14 protein-coding genes and 1 pseudogene are annotated in these 20,138 nt (G+C 66.1%); 7 read left to right on the forward strand and 8 right to left on the reverse strand.

Annotation, left to right across the window (positions count from 1 at the left end):
* Positions 1–33: 33 nt before the first annotated feature.
* Positions 34–4,524, forward strand: a complete 4,491-nt coding sequence (locus Q0D75_RS00570) for a FlgD immunoglobulin-like domain containing protein (protein ID WP_291048111.1) — start codon at positions 34–36, stop codon at positions 4,522–4,524.
* 35 nt (positions 4,525–4,559) lie between these two features.
* Here Q0D75_RS00570 and Q0D75_RS00575 read toward each other — a convergent pair whose 3' ends face one another.
* From Q0D75_RS00575 to Q0D75_RS00590, 4 genes are read right to left on the reverse strand one after another with little or no spacing between them, the layout of a single operon-like run.
* On the reverse strand, positions 4,560–5,966 hold the full coding sequence (locus tag Q0D75_RS00575) for a glycosyl hydrolase family 28-related protein (RefSeq protein WP_291048114.1): 1,407 nt from the start codon (positions 5,964–5,966) through the stop codon (positions 4,560–4,562).
* On the reverse strand, positions 5,959–6,921 hold the full coding sequence (locus tag Q0D75_RS00580; protein WP_291048314.1) for a glycosyltransferase family 2 protein: 963 nt from the start codon (positions 6,919–6,921) through the stop codon (positions 5,959–5,961). Before Q0D75_RS00580 ends, Q0D75_RS00575 begins: the two co-directional genes overlap by 8 nt.
* Positions 6,921–8,081 carry a glycosyltransferase family 4 protein gene (locus tag Q0D75_RS00585; RefSeq protein WP_291048117.1) on the reverse strand — a complete coding sequence of 387 codons (1,161 nt, stop codon included), beginning with the start codon at positions 8,079–8,081 and terminating at the stop codon, positions 6,921–6,923. Before Q0D75_RS00585 ends, Q0D75_RS00580 begins: the two co-directional genes overlap by 1 nt.
* Positions 8,078–9,217, reverse strand: a complete 1,140-nt coding sequence (locus Q0D75_RS00590) for a glycosyltransferase (protein WP_366513388.1) — start codon at positions 9,215–9,217, stop codon at positions 8,078–8,080. The genes Q0D75_RS00585 and Q0D75_RS00590 overlap by 4 nt, the downstream gene beginning before the upstream one ends.
* Positions 9,218–9,340: 123 nt before the next feature.
* On the opposite strand from Q0D75_RS00590, the gene Q0D75_RS00595 reads away from it, so the two are divergent.
* The 3 genes from Q0D75_RS00595 (at position 9,341) to Q0D75_RS00605 (ending at position 12,458) form a co-directional block, all read left to right on the forward strand.
* Entirely contained in the window at positions 9,341–10,759 is a 1,419-nt protein-coding gene (locus Q0D75_RS00595; RefSeq protein WP_291048120.1) for an O-antigen ligase family protein, read from the forward strand.
* Positions 10,760–11,190: 431 nt separating this feature from the next.
* Positions 11,191–11,394: a hypothetical protein gene (locus Q0D75_RS00600; protein ID WP_291048123.1), complete on the forward strand. Its 204-nt coding sequence runs from the start codon at positions 11,191–11,193 to the stop codon at positions 11,392–11,394.
* Positions 11,391–12,458, forward strand: coding sequence for a hypothetical protein (locus Q0D75_RS00605; RefSeq protein ID WP_291048126.1), 1,068 nt, complete (start codon positions 11,391–11,393; stop codon positions 12,456–12,458). Before Q0D75_RS00600 ends, Q0D75_RS00605 begins: the two co-directional genes overlap by 4 nt.
* Here the strand turns inward: Q0D75_RS00605 and Q0D75_RS00610 are convergent.
* Both Q0D75_RS00610 and Q0D75_RS00615 read right to left on the reverse strand, forming a co-directional pair.
* Positions 12,448–13,889, reverse strand: a pseudogene (locus tag Q0D75_RS00610) (NAD(P)/FAD-dependent oxidoreductase). The gene Q0D75_RS00605 and the pseudogene Q0D75_RS00610 overlap by 11 nt on opposite strands.
* Positions 13,890–13,901: 12 nt before the next feature.
* The gene (locus Q0D75_RS00615; RefSeq protein WP_291048128.1) at positions 13,902–14,987 is read right to left on the reverse strand and encodes a hypothetical protein; all 1,086 of its coding nucleotides are present in this window, start codon (positions 14,985–14,987) and stop codon (positions 13,902–13,904) included.
* A 164-nt stretch (positions 14,988–15,151) separates the two neighbouring features.
* Between Q0D75_RS00615 and Q0D75_RS00620 the strand changes: the two genes are divergently transcribed.
* Positions 15,152–16,561 (forward strand): polysaccharide biosynthesis tyrosine autokinase, encoded by a 1,410-nt coding sequence (locus tag Q0D75_RS00620; RefSeq protein ID WP_291048131.1) that lies wholly within the window; start codon positions 15,152–15,154, stop codon positions 16,559–16,561.
* A 16-nt stretch (positions 16,562–16,577) separates the two neighbouring features.
* The gene (locus tag Q0D75_RS00625; RefSeq protein ID WP_291048133.1) at positions 16,578–17,537 is read left to right on the forward strand and encodes a hypothetical protein; all 960 of its coding nucleotides are present in this window, start codon (positions 16,578–16,580) and stop codon (positions 17,535–17,537) included.
* Positions 17,538–17,562: 25 nt separating this feature from the next.
* Here Q0D75_RS00625 and Q0D75_RS00630 read toward each other — a convergent pair whose 3' ends face one another.
* Together Q0D75_RS00630 and Q0D75_RS00635 are read right to left on the reverse strand one after the other, a co-directional pair.
* Positions 17,563–19,047, reverse strand: a complete 1,485-nt coding sequence (locus tag Q0D75_RS00630; protein ID WP_291048135.1) for a sugar transferase — start codon at positions 19,045–19,047, stop codon at positions 17,563–17,565.
* 77 nt (positions 19,048–19,124) lie between these two features.
* Positions 19,125–19,733: a low molecular weight phosphatase family protein gene (locus tag Q0D75_RS00635; protein ID WP_291048138.1), complete on the reverse strand. Its 609-nt coding sequence runs from the start codon at positions 19,731–19,733 to the stop codon at positions 19,125–19,127.
* A gap of 92 nt (positions 19,734–19,825) precedes the next feature.
* Between Q0D75_RS00635 and Q0D75_RS00640 the strand changes: the two genes are divergently transcribed.
* Complete coding sequence (locus tag Q0D75_RS00640) at positions 19,826–20,134, forward strand: PqqD family protein (RefSeq protein ID WP_291048140.1); 309 nt, start codon at positions 19,826–19,828, stop codon at positions 20,132–20,134.
* Positions 20,135–20,138: the final 4 nt, after the last annotated feature.

Raw genomic sequence — 20,138 nt, forward strand, 5'->3', positions numbered from 1 at the left:
TTGGGTGTTTCGGCGCGTTCTTTTGGGGAGAACATGATCGTTTGGCGTGCCAAAAAATCGACTATTGCTATTACTGCAGCTCTCGCGCTATTAGCAGGAATCGTAGTCCCGGTGTTTCAGGCGCCGTCGGCGATGGCAGCCGCCGGAGAGAGCCTCATCGACGGTTTCGATGACGGCGCGGGCACCTGGGTATCCGCGAAGGGATCGATCACTCCGACCGGCTCCCCCGACGCTTCACAGGGCACAGGCTCATTGAGCCTTGCGTACGACCTCGCAGCGGGATCGGTCGAGGCCGGGCGCACCGGCACTCTCCCCACCCTGGCCTCGAAGGGGTATTCGGCGCTGAAACTCGACGTCAAGGGAGACGGGACGTACAACACCCTCTACGTCCGGTTCAAAGACGCGACAGGTGAGGTGCTGTACTACCGGGTGGCCAACCTCAATTCCACGAGCTGGACGACCGCCACCGTCAACTTGAGTGCTGCAGCCGCTGCGACCTCAGGAGGCAATGCAAACGGGATTCTCGACGCCCCGATTGCGCTCTACCGCTTCGTTATCGTGCGCAATGGCAGCCAGCCGGCCACCGGCACGGCTCTGGTCGACAACGTGCGCACGGTCGACAGCGGCTGGACGGCCGCGACGGCCGACCCTTCCTATTTCTCCGCCGCCACCGGACAGGTAGCAACGATCGGGTTCGTCGCGGGAACCCCCGGCGATTACTCCTTACGCCTCTCAGATGCCGGCGGGCACTCCCGAGAAATTCTCGGAACCGCTGGATCCGCCGGTGCGCAAGCGGTCACGTGGGACGGTGCAGCAGGCGATGGTTCCCTCTTCGTCGGGGATGTCTCGGCGGTGCTTGCCTTCGATTCCACGCCTAACGGAGTGCTCACGACGCCGACTTCCATCGGCACGCCCTTACTCACGACGGCGGCTGCTGCCGACGTGGCCACAGGCACGGAGGCCATCGCCTTGGCCGAGGGGTTCGAGTCAGCGGGATCTGCATGGGTCGCCGCCAAAGGAACGGTCACTCCGACGGCCTCGACGGACGTCACTGAGGGATCGACCTCGCTCAAGCTGGACTACGACCTGACCGCTGGATCGGTGGAGGCCGGCTGGAAGACGACACCTGCCGGGTTCGCCCCGACTGCATACAGCGCTCTCAAGCTCGACTACAAGGGTGACGGCACATTCAACACCCTCTATCTGCGCCTGCGCGACGCGACGGGCGAGATCCTGTACTACCGAGTTGGAACGCTGAACTCCAAGACATGGTCCACGGCGGCCGTTGACTTGCGTGCGGCCGCGGCGGCCAGCTCCGGGGGAAACGCGAACGGGGTTCTCGATGCCCCGATCGCGTTGTATCGGCTCGTCGTGGTTCGAAACGGTACCCAGCCGGCCACTGGCACCCTGCTGGTCGACAATATGCGCACCGTCGGCGACGGCTGGGGGGCTCCCACCGCAGATACCGCGTACTTCTCGGTGGATGAAGGTCAGCCGGCGAAAATCACCGTGCCTGCGCAGAGCTCGGGCGACTTCCAAGTCACACTCAAGGACCCGGCGGGCGTGACGCGCACACTCACCGGCTCATCTGACGGCGCAGCCCAGACACTCGACTGGGACGGAATGGCCGATAGCGGGCAGCCCCTTCAGGGTGATATCGCTGCCACTCTCGCTTACGACACGATCGCGGACGGCACCGTGTCGACACCGCCCACCAGCATCGGTAATCCACTGCTGACGACGGTAGCGGAGCGTGTTGCATCCTCCACTCTTGTCGAGGGGTTCGACGATGGGGCCGACTCGTGGGTCCTCGCCCTGGGAAAGGCTACGCCGCGCACGTCCGCCGACACCACTCAGGGCGCGAGCGCGCTCGACCTGGCATACGACTTGACGGCGGGTTCGGCGGAAGTCGGCCGAACGATGACGCCGGGACCATGGAATCAGCAGGCGTACAGCGCACTCAAAGTCGATTACAAGGGCGATGGCACGTTCAACACCTTCTACCTGCGAGTTCAGGATGCCACCGGCGAAGTCTTCTACTACCGCGTCGGCACCTTGAACACCAAGACCTGGACTACTGCGACGATCGACCTCACGGCCGCACCGGCGGCCAACTCGAAGGGGAACGCCGACGGAGTGCTCGACGGGCCGCTTTCCCTGTACAGACTTGTGGTGGTGCGAAACGGAACGCAACCCGCGACGGGGTCCGTGATTGTGGACAACCTCCGCGCGGTCGGTGACGGCTGGACCGGAGTGACGGCCAACCCCCAGTACTTCAGCGCGGCCGCCGGTCAGTCCACCGTGATATCGGTGCAGGCGGCGACTCCAGGTGATTACACGGTCACGCTCAGCGATCCCGCGGGCACCACCCGCAGCATCACCAAGACGGTGACGGCGGCCGGCGCGAGCACCTTCACGTGGGACGGCAAGACTTCAGCCGGCGTCAGCTTGCAGGGAAACATTTCGGCACGACTGTCCTACGACACGGCTCCGGACGGCCAGCTCACCGCGGCCAGAACACTAGGCATCCCTTATCTGGGAGGTGTGACCGCGCGGACGAGTGCCACCGCGAATTCCGCAACGACCGGGGTGAACAGTGCGCTGACGACGTACGACTCGATCGCGTCGGCAGACGCCGACGCGAAACTCATCGAGAACGCCTCCGTGCACTACGCCCGAGAGGAGTTCGAGTGGAATCGGATCGAGCCCCGGAACGGCTACTTCGAATGGGCGAAGTTCGACCAGGCAGTCGCAGTAGCGAAAGCTCGCAACATCGAGATCGTCGGCAGGCTCGTCTATACGGCGGATTGGGCGTCCAGCGCGCCGGCTGGAACACCGAGTGCGCAGGCTCGCTACTATCCTCCGGCCAACATGGCCGACTGGAACGACTACGTGGCACAGACCGTCGCTCGGTACAAAGACAGCGTCTCGGTCTGGGAGGTCTGGAACGAGCCCAACCTCGCCACCTACTGGATGCCGACGCCTGACGCGTCGCAATACGCCGAGATGCTCAAGGCGAGTTACTCCACGATCAAGGCCATCGCCCCTCAGGCGACGGTCCTCCTGGGTGGGCTTGCCGGCGGATTCTCGGAGTCGTACATGAACACCCTCATCGCCAGCGGGGCAGGCAACTCGTTCGACGGTGTCGCGATCCACATCTTCGTGGTGGGCGCGCCCGAGTCGGGCATCATCGATACCTGGATGAACACCGCTGAGACGTACATCGCTCGCAAACTCCCCGGCCGATCCCTCTGGATCACCGAGGTCGGGTGGAGCACGTGTGGAAGCTGCACGGCCAAAGTGACGGAGGACCAGCAGGCCCAATACCTGTCGCGCTTCATGATCGACGCGGCCAGCCACGGCGTGAAGGGGGTCATGTGGTTCAATCTTCGGGAAAGCGGCACCTCAACCAGCACCATCGACAATTACGGCCTGATCGAACGTGACGGCCGAGTGAAGCCCGCCTATACGGCGCTGTCGAGGTTCGCGGCGGCCACAATCGGCTCCGTCTACGCAGGGAGCGCGAACCCCAGTCCTGATGGAACCTCCACCTTGGTCAACGACTTCGCTACCACGAGCGGACTCAAGGCGAGCTCACTGGGCACAGGCGGTTCGACCACCGTCTCGGTGTCATCGGGCCGGATCGGGGGCGCGGGCGCCTTGGCGGTGAAATACAACTACTCGACACCCAGCGCTACCGGAGGGCTCATCACGCTCGGCAGTCCCGTCTCCGGCTCCCCGACTGCGCTCTCACTCTGGGCTTACGGTGACAACAGCAACGCATCCGTCATGCTGAAATTCACCGATGCGACGGGCGAGGCATTCGAAGCGAAGATCGGCAATGTCGGCACGGCCAAGTGGACCCGGATGGTGTTCTACTTCGATGGTACGAACCCGAGCTACACGCACTCGGGCGGCAACAACGACGCAAAGATCGACTACCCGATCAAGGTGACTCAGATTCACGTCTACAAGTCGTCCTCCGCGTCGGTCACATCAGGGCAATTCATCCTCGACGACCTCACGGCCCACTACGGGGCCCCACTGCGGGGGGCAATCTTCACCGGCCGCGGATACGTCACAGAGGCCGTCTACGCCATCGTCCCTCGCGACACGAAGCTGATCGTGCCCAACACGACCGCCTATATCTATGACCGAGGCACCGTCAATGCAGTCACCGTGCAAAATCGACTTGCGAGCGTGACACTCACGCCGACACCGAAGTTCGTGATCGCCACACCGACTGTGTCGCCCGTCACGGGGCCCGCCCAGACGCCGGTCTCCCTTGCTCTCGTGACCGGGGACAGGACGATGCTCACCGTGCAGGTCTATTCGAATACAGGAGTACTCATTCGAACGCTGACGTCGAGCCAGTCCTTCGTCTCCGGCGCCCGCAGCATCAGCTGGGACGGACGGAAATCCGATGGTACCTGGGCCACCGCAGGCGCATACACATTCCGCATCCAGACGACAGGGATCGATGGCCGCAGCTCAGTGATCACTCGGTACTTCAGCCTGTCCTGAACTCGAACACGGGTCGTGCTGTCTCTGCGTGTGTCTCATACCGTACGAAGCGTCCGCGAGCTGATGATTTCGTCCTCGGTCTCCACCGAGAACGGGGCGTCCAGCTTCTTCTTGAGCATGACAGAATCCGATCGCGCACCACGCCACGTATTAGATGCGATCTGCACGTGCTTCGCTTCCACCGAGACGAGAATTGCATGTTCCATCTGCGAGTCGGAAGAATCGCTCGCGATCAGGTTCCCGATCACGGAGAACTGGGACGCGGAGCCACCATCGGTCCGGGTCAGCGTGATTCCGCAACACCATTCCGTCTTCATTCCCGAGCGCGTGCCCGGGTCGAAGATCAGATTCGAACTGATCACGAAATCGCTGACGCCTTCGACCTGGACACCACTCTTGCCCGTCGCGATCAGATGGTTCTGGGCCACCACTGTACGGCTCGAACCACCGTTCCGGTCGAACAAGTGCACACCGAAGTCGAGGTCCGATAACAGCGTGTTTCCCACGATGCTGCCCTCAGTCGCTCCACTGCCGAAGAATACGCAGACAAGCGTCGTGTGAAGACGGTTGCCCACCACTGCGACGTTCCGCGTGGTGGTGCCGGCCACGAGCACCGCAGTGTCGTCCGACCCGAGCACGGTGTTCCCCGTGACCGTGACGTCGACGCCGCGGATGTAGAACGCCGCCGGGCTAGTGGCGTTCTTCTTCGCGACATCGGCCACGACATTGTCCTCGATGAGAACGGTCTCGGTTCCTTCCGTGACGCGAACGGCGTAATCGGAGATCTGAGAGAAGTAATTACCGCGGATGACAATACGCTCCGATGACTCGAACGCAGTGGTGTACACGTGAACGGCATGGCTCATCCTGATGAAGGCGCAGTTCTCCACGACCACGTCGGAGCAGCCATCGAACTGGAGCGAAACCGCGTCCTGGTCTTGGATTCCGCCATCGAAAGTGATCCCTGAAACACGCACCTGCGTCATACCCGAGGCCAGCACGAATGGCGACTGCGAATTGTCAGCCAGGCGCACTGTGGTGACGCCGGCACCGGCGCCGATGAGATTCACGCCCGACTGCAGCCGAAGGACACTCTCGATCAGGTATTCGCCCGCCGGAAGAACGATGTCATCACCCTGCTGAGCGTTCGCCAGCAGGGCGTTCAAGGCTGAAGCATTGTCAGTGGAGCCGTCACCGACGATCCCCGGCGCCGCGTCGCCGGTGCTGGGTCGGGGCTTAGAGGGAGGGGCCGGAGTCGCTGTCGGCGACGGCGTCGCCGTCGGAGCGGGCGTGGCACCACCGACGGCCACCGGGAGGCGATGGGACGCCAAGGCCGAAGCGATCCCCCCGGCCGCGAAGCCGCCGGCCAGAGCGCTCACCGGGAGCGAGACGAGGATGGCGCGCCGCGAGATCCGGTCGCCTTTCGACTCGCCATCAGTCACGCGGTGTTCCCTTCTTCCAGACGGCCCCGGCGAAGTTCTCGAACCGCTCAGCCCGTGCGTCGTACTCTTCACGCAGGCTACGCGCCTTCATTCCACGCAACCTGAAAAGCAGCGCCCTGGAGAGCAGGCCGCCGCTGAAGATTCCGCGCCAGACGAACCTGCGCACAGGCCCGGCGTGGAACTCGCGCACGTAGTAGTCATAGGTATTCACCGCCCACATCGTGGAAACCTTCCCCCCGGCCTTGTTGACCGACGAACCGATGAGATGCGTCGCCTTGACGGAGGGGGTGACCACCACCCGGTAGCCGGCGAGCGAGACGCGGTGCGCGAACTCGATGTCCTCGCCGTACATGAACCAGCGTTCCGACAGCAATCCCACCGTGCTCAGGGCCGGCTCGGTGACGTACAGCGCACATCCCGACACCCACTCGACGTCTTGCTCCACGGACGAATGGTGTCCCATGTACAGGTGTCGTCCGCGCAGGGCGCGCCAGCGGGGGAACGCCCGCGCGAGACCAGAGAAATGCGTGAACAGCGGCCACAGGGTGGGCTGACGTCCGGCAGCCATCACAGCCACTGTCGGGCCGCTCTCGACCAGCGGCGCGATTATCCCGATCCGGGGATCGTTCCTCGCCGCTTCGCGGAGGCGCACCACCGAGGCCCCATCGATCTGAGCATCCGGGTTCAGCAGGAAGACGTCGCGTCCGTGGGAGGCGCGGATGCCCGCATTGACAGCTTTCGCGAATCCGTCGTTCGACTCGGAGAGCACGAGAACATCGATCGCACCCCGCTGCTCGAACCGCCGCAGCATCTCGGGGGTGGAATCGCTGGACGCGTTGTCGACCACGACGATCTCGAGCCCCTCGCCACCGGCCAGCTGGTCCAGGCAGGCGGCGATGTCGTCCTCCGAGTTGAAGGTCACGATCACCACCGAGGTCTCGAAGCTGGGCGTCATCACCGGGCCGCCTTTCGCGGGTTCTTCCTGCCGTTGTCCGCGGCCGTCTCGACGGCCGCGACGATTCCCCGGGCGTAGGACTCGGGTGAAAATCGGTCGAGCACGCTCAGCCTGCCTCGGCGGGCGAGCGAGCGGGCGAGGTCGTCGTCCACGACGATCTGCTCTAGGACCACCGCGAGCTGTTCGTCGTCGCCCACGGGGAACGACCGCCCGATCGAGGGGTCGTCGACGATCTCGACGAGACCCTGCACGTCGGATACCACGGTCGGCCGTTCTGCAGCCATTCCTTCCGCCGCCACCGTACCGAAAGGCTCGATCCGAGAGGGAACCACCAGAATGGAGGCGCGCTGGAGAAAAGGTGCGGCGTCGGACTGGAATCCTGCGAACTCGACTCGCGACTCGAGCTTCAGCTCTGAGACGAGCCCCTCGAGCTCGTGGAGGTACCACTCGTAACCGGAGAAGACCGAGCCGACCACCGTGAGCCGGGCGTCGATGCCGCGCTGCACCAGTCGCGCGAGAGCCCGGATCGCCACATCCGGACCCTTGCGCGGATTCAGCCGCCCAATGAACAGGATCTCCGGGCTGGGCCCGACGCCGTCGAACGCCGAGCGGAAATACGGTGCCCAGTCCTTGCCGTTGTACACGATGCGTGACTTGGCGGCCATGCGGAAGCCGCGGTCGATCACGTGCTGCATCGTCGATGCGGAGTTCGACACCGCGACGTCGGCCAAGGTCAGCGGCGCCAACAGGACGCGTTGGGCGATGACGGGGATCTCCGTCTCGGCCTCCCGGACATGCACCAGACTGGCACGCCGCGACATCCGGGCCGCGAGCAGCCACCACGGCTGTGTGATGGTGTTGGCGTAGACGACGTCCACGGCCTCGTCCCGCATGAGTCGGCGCGAGCGGGAAATCGTACGCGGCATACGGCCGATCAGCCCGATCAGCCCCTTGGGCTTCAGCAGGGCTTTGCGCAGCACCGGGAGATCGACGACCTCGAGCGATGCCCCGGCATCCGTGAACAACGGGCCGAGCGGACCGTCGCTGGGGAGCACCACGAGAACCTCATGCCCCGCCTGTACGAGTGCCGCGGCTGCTGCGACCGCCATCCGGTCGCTGCCGTAGAGTTCACTCCCCGGGTGGGCGAGCAATACTTTCATTGTCGATGTCCATCAATGAGGTCGATCAAGGCCTTCTCGTAGCCGGCATTCACGCCGGCCCACGAGTAGCGCTCTCGACCGCGCTCGAAGGCACCCACGCTCAGCTCCTCTTGGCGCTGCGGCGAGGCCAGCACGGCACGGATTCCCGCCTCGATCGCCCCCGGGGTCGCGGCGACGAACTCCCCGTTGTCCGCAAGCACTTCGCGGTTGTAGACGGTGTCGCGTGCCACGATCGGCGCCCCGCAGGCCATGGCCTGCACGAGTGCCGGATTCGTGCCACCCACGCTGTGACCGTGGAAGTAGGCACCCGCGTGCTGCCACAGCGCGTTCAGCCGGCGATCGTCACGCACGTGACCGAGCCACTGCAGATTGGGCATGCGATTTGCCAGCGCCGCGACGGCCTGGTCGATCTCGCCCCCGTAGCCGGCCGAACCGACCATCACGACCTTGGTGTCCTCGGCCAAGCGCTCGGCCGCCGCGAGGAACTCGTTGATCGTGTTCTCCGGCACGAAACGCGCCACCACGAGTACATACTTGCGGTGTTCGAGGCCGTCTTCCACTGGCAGCTCGCCGGGCACATCGCCCCCGTAGGGAATGAACACGCCGCGGTCGACCTTGAAGTCAGCCCGCCAGCGCCGGCCGATCTCTTCGGCGTCGTAGACGAGCTGGTCGCCGAACCGGGCGGTGGCAGAGGCTCCCGCCACGAAGATACGTTTCGCCAAACCGCCCCACTTGTCGCGATCCCACTCGATGCCGTCGACGTTCACCAGCGATGGGATACCGCGCGCCTTGAGGACGGGCAGCCAGAACCCGTTCGCCACATTCATCACGAGGGCGGCATCGGGGCGTCGTCGCGCCGCGTCGAGGGTGGAACTGAGGCCGTAGGTGAGGGTACTCACCGACTTACTCTCGACACCCCACGTCACACGGGTCGTGACCCGGGCATCCGCCTCAGCGTCGACGGTGGAACCCTTGCGGCCATAGACCGTGACGTCCCACCCTTGTTCCGCAAGATACGGGGCGAGCTTGCGCACCGCCGTCTCGAACCCCCCGTAGTAACTGGGATATCCCCGGGTGCCGATGATTGCGACAGACCTGCGTACCGCCAAGTGTTCCTCCGTGGTCTTGAAAGGCAAGCCTACCGGCCGAAGGCGGCACGCCAGCGATCTCGAAGGGCCGCATCGGGCCGCTTCGACGCCGAAGGACATTAGCGATTAGCATGGTGCATCGGGACGGGTGAGGTAAAGGGGGCAGCTCGAGTGAATTCCGCGAGAGCGACCACGGTCATCGCAACAGTGGCCGGAGCGGTGCTGTTCGTGGCCGTCGTCCTTGTGCTGGGCATCCAGAACACGCTGATCGGCATCATCGTGCTGATCGCAACGGTCCTGCTGCTGCGATTCCCCACCGTCGGCGTCTACGCCCTTGTAATCCTCTTGCCGTTCAACGGGCTTGTGTCGCAGGTCACCGAAGGAACGCCGATCCCCGCGCTGTACGGTGCCGCGAAGGACTTCATCCTTCTCGGCCTGGTGGTGATCGCCATGGTGACCGGCAGGATCCGGCGTGTTCCCGTCGCCGTCGTGACCCTGGTTTTCGCCACAATTCTGGTGGCCATGTTCTCCGCGGTCTTCACGAACGATCTCGTTCAGGCAAGCTACGGATGGCGAAATGACTATGAGCCCCTCCTTCTTTTGATCGCTGTCCCCGCGATAGTCGATTTCCGGGCCGTGCGGGGTATTCTCGGCACAGTCATCGTGATGGGACAGATCAGCGCGGCAGTGTCCGTACTCACCTGGACCCGAGGCCTTGATTGGTTGTTCGACATCGGGCGCCTGCCTGTCGCCAATCAGAGCGATTTCCCCACCTCACTGTTCAGTTCCGGCAACCTCTGGCCTCGCGCTTTCAGCCCCTACGTGGCTCCGAACGAGATGGCGGTGGTGATGAGCATCCTCATCGCGGTCGTCTGGCTGTTCCCTCGCCTGAAGCTCTCCACCCGACTCCTGCTCTCGGTGCTCCCGATAGTCGCCATCGTGCTTTCCGGCTCACGAAGCGCCCTCCTCGGCGGGATCGTGGTCGGCTGCGTTCTGGCTGCTCGCGCGATCCACTCGCGTTCGAATCTGCTGTCGGTGACGTTCCTGGCCATCGCCGGTCTGGGCGTGGCTGCCGGAGCCGGGTTGTACATCACGAACCGACTCGGCGATGGCGGTGACCCGTCGCTCGGCGGCCATTCGTCGAGCCTGGAGGAGGGCATCCAGGCTCTCGTCCAAAACCCATTCGGCGTCGGTCTCGGCCTGGTCGGGCCTCGCGCCAGAAACCTCGATACCTCCTACCACGTGGAGAGCTTCTGGTTGCTGATAGGGCTTGAGTCGGGAATAGTCGTCCTGGTCTTGTTCGTGATCCTGATGGTGTTCCTGGCCAGGCGCTCCGTCGCCGCCAAGACCGATCTCGGCTTCTTGGCGGCCGCCGCGCTGGCGGCCAGCCTGGTGAGTCAGCTGGTGCTTCCCACGCTCCAGGAAGGAGCGGTGAGCTTCCTCCTCTGGACGATCGTCGGGCTCTCACTGATAGCCCTCCAGCACGAGAACGAACCCGTTGCCGACGAGTCGGCACCCACCTTCACAGCCTCGTCGCAGCCAGGTCGGGCGATTGCGAAGGCACCACTCCCCCGACCACACGGCACCTGACACATCGGAAGATCCGGAGCAGCGCGCTTCGCGACCCTCGCCCCCGAGCCCACAACTGGCCTACAGCCATCTAGAATGTGCAGAACGACTGCCCGGGTCACCGATGACCCAGCGCACTGTTACGCGGTTCGTGGTCGTGCTGTGTTCTGGGGGGAATAGGCATTCGATGACACGACTTCACCGATGGGGCGTCAGAGCTGTCTTCGCGGTCGCCGTGCTCCTGATCCCAATCGAGCTGCTGGTCCAACGTTCGATCGGCGAACAGCCGTATCCAGGGATATACCAGCCCGATTTCCGGGGCACTCCTCTTTCCGCAGACGGTCGTATCCGGATCACGGAGACCACCGCAAGCGTTCAGTTCGAGGACGGAACCAGGACGAGCTTCGACTGGCACGAACTCGTCCCCCCCCACGTCGTTGTCGGATGCCGCAGTGTTCCGGACGGCTTTCGGTACGCAAACTGCCGCCGATGCTCCCGCGAGCCGATCGTTCCTGTCGCAGAGGATGGCCGAGCTGTTCCCGGAAAGGGTGGTCACCTCGGTGATCTTCTTCTGGAAATCGTCCACCGCCGACATCGTGAGCCATGACATCGCACCCTTCAGGATCGACGAGCGGGTCGTAGTGGACCTGCGATGACTCGCATTCTCTCTTCCTTCGACCGTTGGGCGAACCGTTCACCACTCATCCGAGCCGACCTCGCTCGATATCGCGTCGTGTACGCCGTCCTCGTCCTGCTGACCATGCCCAATGAGCTGTTCACCTCAAGCATCCCCAGGGCCTATTTCGCGCCGCCTCCGGGCCCGTTCAGCCTCTTGGACGGCCCCCCTCCGTTCGAAGTGCTCGTAGCCTTCCAGGTTCTGCTCGCGGTAGCCCTCGCTGCTCTGGCGGTCGGCGTATTCGTGGTGCCGGCATCACTGGTCACGGCGGTCTGCCTGTGTTTTCTTTGGGGGATCCTCTTCAGCTACGGAAAGATCGACCACTCGATCTTCCTCGTCCTGGTGCCGCTGTTACTCGCCGTGGCAGGTTGGTCGAAGTCGAACGCACAAATCAGGCACTGGCCGATCCGCCTGCTCGCCGTGCTGATCGGCGTCGGCTTCGTGACCGCGGCCATGCCCAAGTTGACCAGCGGGTGGCTGGACCCGTCGACTCAGGCAACCAAGGGTCATCTGATCCTGAAGCTGTTCGGACAAGACCCGGATGGATGGCTTTACAGCGTGGCCACATCGATCCAGCCGTCAGCGCTCTGGGAGATCGTCGACATCGCAACGGTGGTGTTGGAGTTCAGCGTGATCCTCAGCGTGCTCAGCTGGAAATGGTTCAGGGTGACACTCGCCGTGCTCAGTTTTTTCCATCTCGGGGTCTTGCTCACCTTCGACATCGGCTTCTCGGCGAATCTCATCGCCTACGGGGCGTTCGTGTCCTGGGCCTCATTCGGCGGGCCGCGCGTCACGGCGAGGGCGTCCCGCGCCGCTCCCACTCGCTGGCCTCTGCCGCTGCGATTGGGAGCTGTCGTGGTGATCGCGGCGGGCGCGCTCGCGCTCTCGACCGTAGATATTGCGGTGTTCGAGATCTTCGTCCGGCGGCTGATCGTAATCGGCGGGGCGGTCGGCGGGGCAACCTACCTCGTCGTTCTGACGCGCCGAAGGATTCAGGCACGCAGGGGTCGGGAGAATCAGGCGGGACAGGTCCTCACTCGATAGCCAGGCTGGGAGCGCGAAGGCCGAACACGTCGCGCAGTGCGGTGCGGGCGGCGTAGTAGCCGCACAGACCGTGCACTCCCGTGGCGGGAGGCGTGGAGGACGAGGCGAGGTACACACCCGTTGCCGGAGTGCGCCACGGGCGGGGCGAGAAGACCGGCCGGATCAGCATCTGCGCCAGCGAGAGCGCGCCGGACGAGATGTCGCCGCCGACGAAGTTCGGATCGTAGTGCTCGAGCTGCTGCGCCGACATCGACGCCGAGGCCTCGACGACGTCGCGGAAACCCGGAGCGTACTTCTCCACCTCACGGGTGATGATCTCGGTGGGATCGACCGTCGAACCGCGGGGAACGTGGATGTACGCCCACAGCACGTGCTTCCGGCCGGTGCACGGCTCGGGTCGACGACGCTCGGCTGGGAGACGAGAACGTACGGCTCGTGCGGCATCCGGCCCGCAGCGACCTCGGCCTCCGCCTTCGCGATGCTCGAACGGGTGCCGCCGAGATGGAGGGTCGGCGTGCGCCGCGCCTCGTCGTTCGACCACGGCACCGCGGCGGACAACGCGAAGTCGGCTTTCGCGATGCCGTCGCCGAAGCGGAAACGCCGCAACGCCGCCCGGTAGGCGGCCGGCAACCGATCACCCGCGATCCGGTTCAGAGAGGCGGCCGACACGTCGAGCACGGTCGCTCGGGCGGTGGGCAGCGATTCGAGTCCTTCGACGTCGACGCCGGTGAAGACGCGACCCCCGTGCGCGAGGAAGTCGTCCTCCAGCGCACCGATGATCGCCTGGCTGCCGCCCACGGGCACGGGCCACCCCCGGGCGTGGGCATGGGCAGCCAGCACCAGGCCGGCCCCGGAGGACGCGAGGCCCGGCATCCGGCCGATGCTGTGGGCGCTGACGCCGCTGAGCATCGCCCGCGCGGTCTCGCCCCGGAAGCGCCGGTTCCAGGCCGGGCCTCCTTGCTCCAGGGTGAGCAGTCCGAAGCGGATCGCCGTCAGCGGATCGCGCGGCATCCGCAGGAGCTGCGAGCCGGTGAAGTCGGTGACGCCGTCGATGTGCTCGACCAGCGCTCCGAAGAGCGAACGCCACGCCCTCCCGTCCGGGCCCAGGGCGTCTGCGGTGCGGTCCAGGTCCCGATAGGCCACTCCCGCCGACCCTGCCTGGAGCGGATGCACGTAGGAGATCTCGGGCACGGCGAACTCGATGCGTCTCGCCAGCTGGAAGGCACGGAAGAACGGCGACGCCAGACCCATCGGATGCACCGCCGACCCCACGTCGTGGTGGAAACCCGGAAGCGTCAGCTCTCGCGTGCGCGCGCCGCCGCCGAGCGTCTCACCCCGCTCGTAGAGATCGACCGACAGCCCGGCGCGCGCCATCGTGACGGCGGCGGCGAGCCCGTTCGGGCCACCGCCGATCACGTTCACGTCGGCCATGTCGTCAGCCGCTCAGAGCGGCGGCGCGGTCACGGCGCGGGGTGGGAGAAGGAGCTCGAATCGAGGAACCCCTTCGGTCCGCGGCGCCGATGCGGCAGACGAGTCGAACACGTCGACGTGGAATCTGCTCTCGTTCTTCTTCGCTGCCCGGCGGGTGAAGGTTCCCGCGAGACTGAAACGGGCCCGGGAGCCCGCCGGCCGCGGGCTGGTCGCGACCGCCCGACGCCCGTCGAAGGCGGGAAGGTCCAGATCGACCCGCGAACGACCGGTGGGCGCGATCGACCGCGCGGGGAGGTGCAGGTCCATCGAGGCGGTCGCGGCCGCCTCGAGCACCGGGCGCGATCCCGGATTCCATTCCGGGAGGCCCGCCGTGTCCACCTTCGGCGCCGCCGACGTAGATGCGCCCACCAGCGCCGAGATGTCGAGATTGTCGGGCATGGGCGTCGAGACCCGATCCGCCATCGACGGCGACGCTCCCTGCGGGAGCAGTGATACCGCTGCGAGCGACCGCAGGCGGGCGAGCCGGAAACGCGAGACGACGAAGGAGATGATGGCCGCGACCATCATCAGGCCCGCCGCGCCCCCGCCGAGGATCAAGGGCGCCAGATCACGCGCGGTTCCGCTGGAGGGCGGGTAGAACGGCGCGAAGATGTCGACCGCCGGGATCGGCGTGGCGCTCGGCGTCGGAGTGGGCGTCGGGGTCACGACCGGCGTCTCCACAGGCACGACCGGGGCCTCATCGACGTCCCCGTCGCTGTCGTCGAAGAAGGTTTCGCCGCCGTCGTCGGGCTCCTCCACCGGAGCCACCGGCTCGACGGGAACCGGCTCGGGCACGGGCGCCTCGGTGGGCTGCGGTTCGGGCTCGGCGGTGGGTTCGGGCTCGGCCGTGGGTTCGGGCACGATCGTCGGCTCGGGTTCCGGCTCCGGATCGACCGGCTGACCGGTCGGGATGACGGGTTCCATCGGGCTCGCGTGCCATCCGGTGCCCGGTTGCATCGAGGCGAAGGCCGCGGCCGCACCCGTCAGGGGAACGGCGGCCAGCAGCACCGAGGCGGCCGCGGCGGAGAGCGACAGACCAAGCACGCGTCTCGATCTCATCTGACCCCCCGTAGCCGTCGAAAGCACCCACCCGATGTCGAGCGCCAGCCTGCCCAATTCTACAGTGCTCGCCGAGTGTGGAAGAATCGAGCTCGGGGATCGGGTGGATCGGCAGTCTGTCATCGTCCGTACCCCGTCGAGTGGATGACGAGAGGCAACTGCGAGTGACGTTTCAAGATTACCTCCGTGTTCTACGCAAGGGCTGGATCCACATCATGGTCGGGCTGCTGCTCGGAATCGCGATCGGGTCCGCACTGGTAATCGTGGCCACCCCCAAGTACGAGGCTCAGACCAAGGTCTTCGTCTCGGTGCAGAGCAGCGAGTCGGCCAGCGCCGGTGAGCTCGTCTCGGGCAACAGCTACGCGCAGCAGAAGGTCAAGTCGTACCTCGACATCGTGGCGAGCCCCTCCGTGCTCGAGCCGGTGATCAAGGAACTCGGACTGGACGTGAGCCCGAGCGAACTCGCGACGCAGATCTCCGCGACCTCCCCCGCCAACACCGTCATCATCCAGATCTCCGTGGTCGACACCGATCCGCAGCAGGCGGCGAACCTCGCGAACGCCACAGCGAACAGCTTCCAGGACGTGATCGTCGACGATCTCGAGAAGCCGCTCGGCGGCGGCCCCAGCCTGGTGAAGGTCCAGACCATCCAGCCGGCTGTCCCGCCGTCGAAGCCGTTCAGCCCCAACCTGGCTCAGAACATCGCGCTCGGCGCGCTGCTCGGACTCATCGTCGGTCTGGGCGCCGCGGTTCTGCGCTCCACTCTCGACACCCGAGTGCACGGCCGGCACGATGTCGAGGCGCTCACCGACGTACCGATCCTCGGGGGCACGACGTACGATCCGGAGTCGACCCAGCATCCGCTCATAGTGCACACCGACCCCCGCAATCCCCGCGCGGAGTCCTTCCGCGGGTTGCGCACCAATCTGCGCTTCGTGAACGTCGACGACAGCCAGCGGGCCTTCGTCGTGACCTCCTCCATCCCCGGTGAGGGCAAGAGCACCACGACCGCCAACCTGGCCTTGGCACTCGCCGAGACGGGAGCACGGGTCGTGCTGATCGACGCCGACCTCCGGCTTCCCCGCCTGGCCGGCTACATGGGCCTGGAAGGCAGCGTGGGATTGACGGATGTGCTGATCGGGCGTGTGCCGCTGGCCGACGTCCTTCAGCGCTGGGGCGACAAGGAGTTGTACGTGCTTCCGGCCGGGCAGCTTCCGCCGAACCCGAGCGAGCTCCTCGGCTCGGAGGCGATGGTGAGCCTCCTCGCCGCCCTGAACAAGCAGGTCGACTACGTTCTGCTGGACTCGCCGCCTCTGCTGCCGGTCACCGACGCCGCCGTGCTCAGCAGCCTGACGGCGGGAGCGATCGTGGTCGCGGCCGCCGGCAAGGTGAAGAAGACCGAGCTGAGCTCGGCGATCCGCAACCTCAACCAGACCAACAGCAAGGTGATCGGCATCGTCATGACCATGCTGCCCACCAAGGGGGTCGACTCCTACGGCGGCGAGTACAGCTATTACGGAGGCGCCGCTTCGGAGACGCCGGCCAAGCCCCGCTCTCGCAGGGGCCGCAAGTAGGCGTCAGGGGCACGACGTGAATCGGACACCCGTCACCCGGGATCCCAATGCCGCTCGTCGCGCCCGCCGCGTCGGCGGAGGCATCGTGGTGTGCGCAGCTGTGCTCGCCGCCGGAGGCCTGGTGGTCGCGGCCGCGATCACCAGCGCCGCCCCGGTCGTTGCGACCGCCTCCCCGATCGCGCCCGTGACGAGCACGACGGCCGCCGACCCCGACGACTCGGATGACCTCGTGCCCATCGAGCCGGCCACCCGGCTGATCAGCGCCTTCGACGCGAAGACCGCGTGGCGCACCACGATCGGGGACTGCTCCGACGATGACGTCGTCGTCGAGCGCTCCGTCGACGGGGGCGGCACCTGGGACGGATTCAACCTGGGCTCGGCCGGGGGGATAACCGGCGCGATTGCTCTTCAGGCCCTCGGCGATGACAATTCCGCCACCGTGATCGGCCAGAACACCACCGGCTGCACTCCCACCTGGGTGGAGACCACTTCGGCGGGGACCAGTTGGACCGCCTATTCCGACCGCACCGCCACAGCCTGGTACGTCGACACGACGAGCCTCTCGCTGATCCACACCCCGGGGGCTGTGGTGCGGCCCGCGCCCTGCGACGTGGCGGGTCTCGCCAGCCTCAGCAGCACGTCTGCCGCGGTGCTGTGCACCGACCGTTCGCTGCACCGCACCGTCGACGGCGGCCTCACCTGGACGACGTCGAAGACCGTTCCCGCAGCACTCGCCGTCGGTGCGAGCACGGACGGCTACCTCGTCGCCTCGCAGTCGCGCGACGTCTCCTGCACAGGCCTCACCATCTGGGGGCTCCCGGAGAGCCCGACGACCGACCCCGCCACGGTGAGCTCCTGCGTGCCGACGGCCTCCTCCACCGGCGAGGTGGCGCTGAGCGGCACCTCCGAGGCCCTGTGGCTCTGGGCCGGCACCGTCGTGCTGCGGTCGCTCGACGAGGGCGCCACGTGGCGCTAGGCGTCGCGAGGCGGCGGCAGCGCGCTCAGTAGGCGCCGCTGCTCCCCAGCACCGCGCGAGCCGTCTTGAACAGGATGATCAGGTCGCCCACCATCGACCAGTTCTCGACGTAGTAGAGATCCAGGCGCACCGAGTCCTCCCAGGAGAGATCGGATCGACCGCTCACCTGCCACAGCCCGGTGATGCCGGGCTTCATCAGGAACCGGCGATGCACGTGGGACTCGTAGAGGTCGACTTCGCGCTGCAGCGGCGGGCGCGGCCCGATCAACGACATGTCGCCCCGCAGCACGTTGAGCAGCTGGGGCAGCTCGTCGAGGCTGTAACGGCGGAGCAGCCGACCCACGCTGGTCACCCGCGGGTCGTCCTTCATCTTGAACAGCACGGCGTTGCCCTCGGTGCGCTCCGCACTCTGCAGTTCGTCCATCCGGGCTTCGGCGTCGACCACCATCGACCGGAACTTGAGCATGTCGAAGGTGCTGCCGTTCAGCCCCACCCGCTCCTGCCGGAACAGGACGTCGCCCGGCGTGCTGAGGCGCACGATCGCCGCGATGATCAGGAGCACCGGCGAGAGCACGAGCAGAAGCAACGACGACGCGATCACGTCGAAGATCCTCTTCTGATAGCGCTTGAATCCCTCGTAGCGCGGAGTCTCCACGTGGATCAGCGGCAGCCCGGCCACCGGGCGCGTGTGGATGCGCGGCCCGCCGATGTCGGTCAGGCTGGGCGCCACCACGAGGTGCTGACGACCCGGCTCGAGCGACCAGCTGAGCTCCCGGATGCGATCCGGGGAGAGTTCGTCGGAACTCGTGATGACGATGGTGTCGGCCCCGGTGGCGGCGATGGCACTGCTCACCCTGTCGACGTTGCCGGCGACGGGGATCAGGGTGCCCTCGAGGTAGTCCGCCACCCGGCCGGAGGGCACGCAGGCCCCGACGACGTTGTACCCGGCCTGCGGCTGGCGCGCGAGCTCCTTGGCCGTGTGCAGCACCGAGACCTCGGAACCGACCAGCAGCACCTTCGCCGAGTACTCCCCTCGGCTGCGCCGCAGATGCAGCCACTGGCGCCAGCACCACCGGCCGACGACCAAGGCGAGGGTGCCGAGAGGAAGGGCGACGATGAAGTAGCCGCGACTGAAGTCGATCTGGAACAGGAAGGCGATGATCGCCAGCAGACCGAAGATGCGCAGACTCGAGTCGACGACCAGGCGGTATTCCGCCGCCCCGGTGCCGACCACCCGATCGCTGCGGGTGCCGTACACACCCACGATCGCCGTCCACGCCAGAACCAGGATGACGGAGACGAGAGTGTAGTTCACGGCCAGGGAGTCGAGCTTGCCGCGGAAATCGACGTCTTGCGCCGACGTGCCGAACCAGAGCACCTGGCTGGCCGCGACGGCGAGAGCGATCAGCAGGAAGTCGGTGACGGCGAGCCGCCGGCTGTACGACCGCCTCCAGTCCACGACCGCGTCGGATCCGGCCCGTACCTCAGCCGTGCGCGCTTCCGTTGCCATGTCCGAAGCCCCCGATGTCATCATTCACCCATTCACCGCCGTGCGCTGCGCACGCGGCGATCCCAATCACCCGAAAGTCAGCCGGTCGTCGCCGGTACCGGTCGCGCCGCCAGCCGGAGCACACGCACCACCTCGAAGGCGGCCGGCGCGAGTTGCGCACCGGACCGCTCGTAGGTCTCGTCGCTGCGCCGGTAGGGGTCGACCACGTCGTCCAGGCCCGGGTCGCCGACCGGACCGGCCACGCCCTTCTGCGCGAACACGAGACGCAGCACCGCACTGATCCGCTCGTTCAGCGCGTCGCTCGCGGCCGCTTCCCGGATGCGCTCATCGCTCAGCGTCGACGACAACCGAGCGAACTCGCGGATCGTGAAGGTCTTCTGCAGCTTGGACGGCACCAGCGAGACCACAGCCGATCGGTGCTCGCGGGACATGGCGAACACCACGTCCGACTCGCTCACGATCCGCTCGGTGAGGTAGCGCGCCTTGTGCGTCGTCGGATCGACACCGAAGCCCACGGCGAGCGCCTGAGCCTGCTCGGGCATGACGTCTCCGTCACGCGCCATCGTTCCGGCGCTGGCCACCACGAACTCCGGGATGTCGCCCAGACCGGCGCTGAGCATCAGTTCGGCGAGCGGAGACCGACAGATGTTTCCGGTGCAGACGGTGAGCAGTCGAACCTGTTCCATGCAGTCATCTCCATCAGTTGTGTCGACGCTGGTGGTGAAATTCTACTGGACCGCGGAACGCCTTTCGACACGCTGGATGCTAGCGTCGAATCATGACCGGCGAATCCACGGATGCGAATTCTGTCTGGCAGGTCGATGACGATGTCGCGATCGTCGCCAGTGCCGATTCAGTCACCGTACTCGATCTCGCCGCCGATAGCCCAGCCCCACTCGTCCTGAGCGCGACGGCCGCAGAGATCTGGCACGCCATCGATGGCCGGCGGAGCACGGATGAGATCGTCTCGGCGGTCGCCGGCGGCTACGGGATCGACGGGCACGAGGTGAGAGCCGACGTCATCGATTTCCTCACCCAGCTCCGGCTCGCCGGGGTGATCCGGCGGCGAGCGCGGACGCTCGACTGAGCGG

It is taken from the genome of Herbiconiux sp., from assembly GCF_023264855.1.
Lineage (GTDB): Bacteria > Actinomycetota > Actinomycetes > Actinomycetales > Microbacteriaceae > Herbiconiux.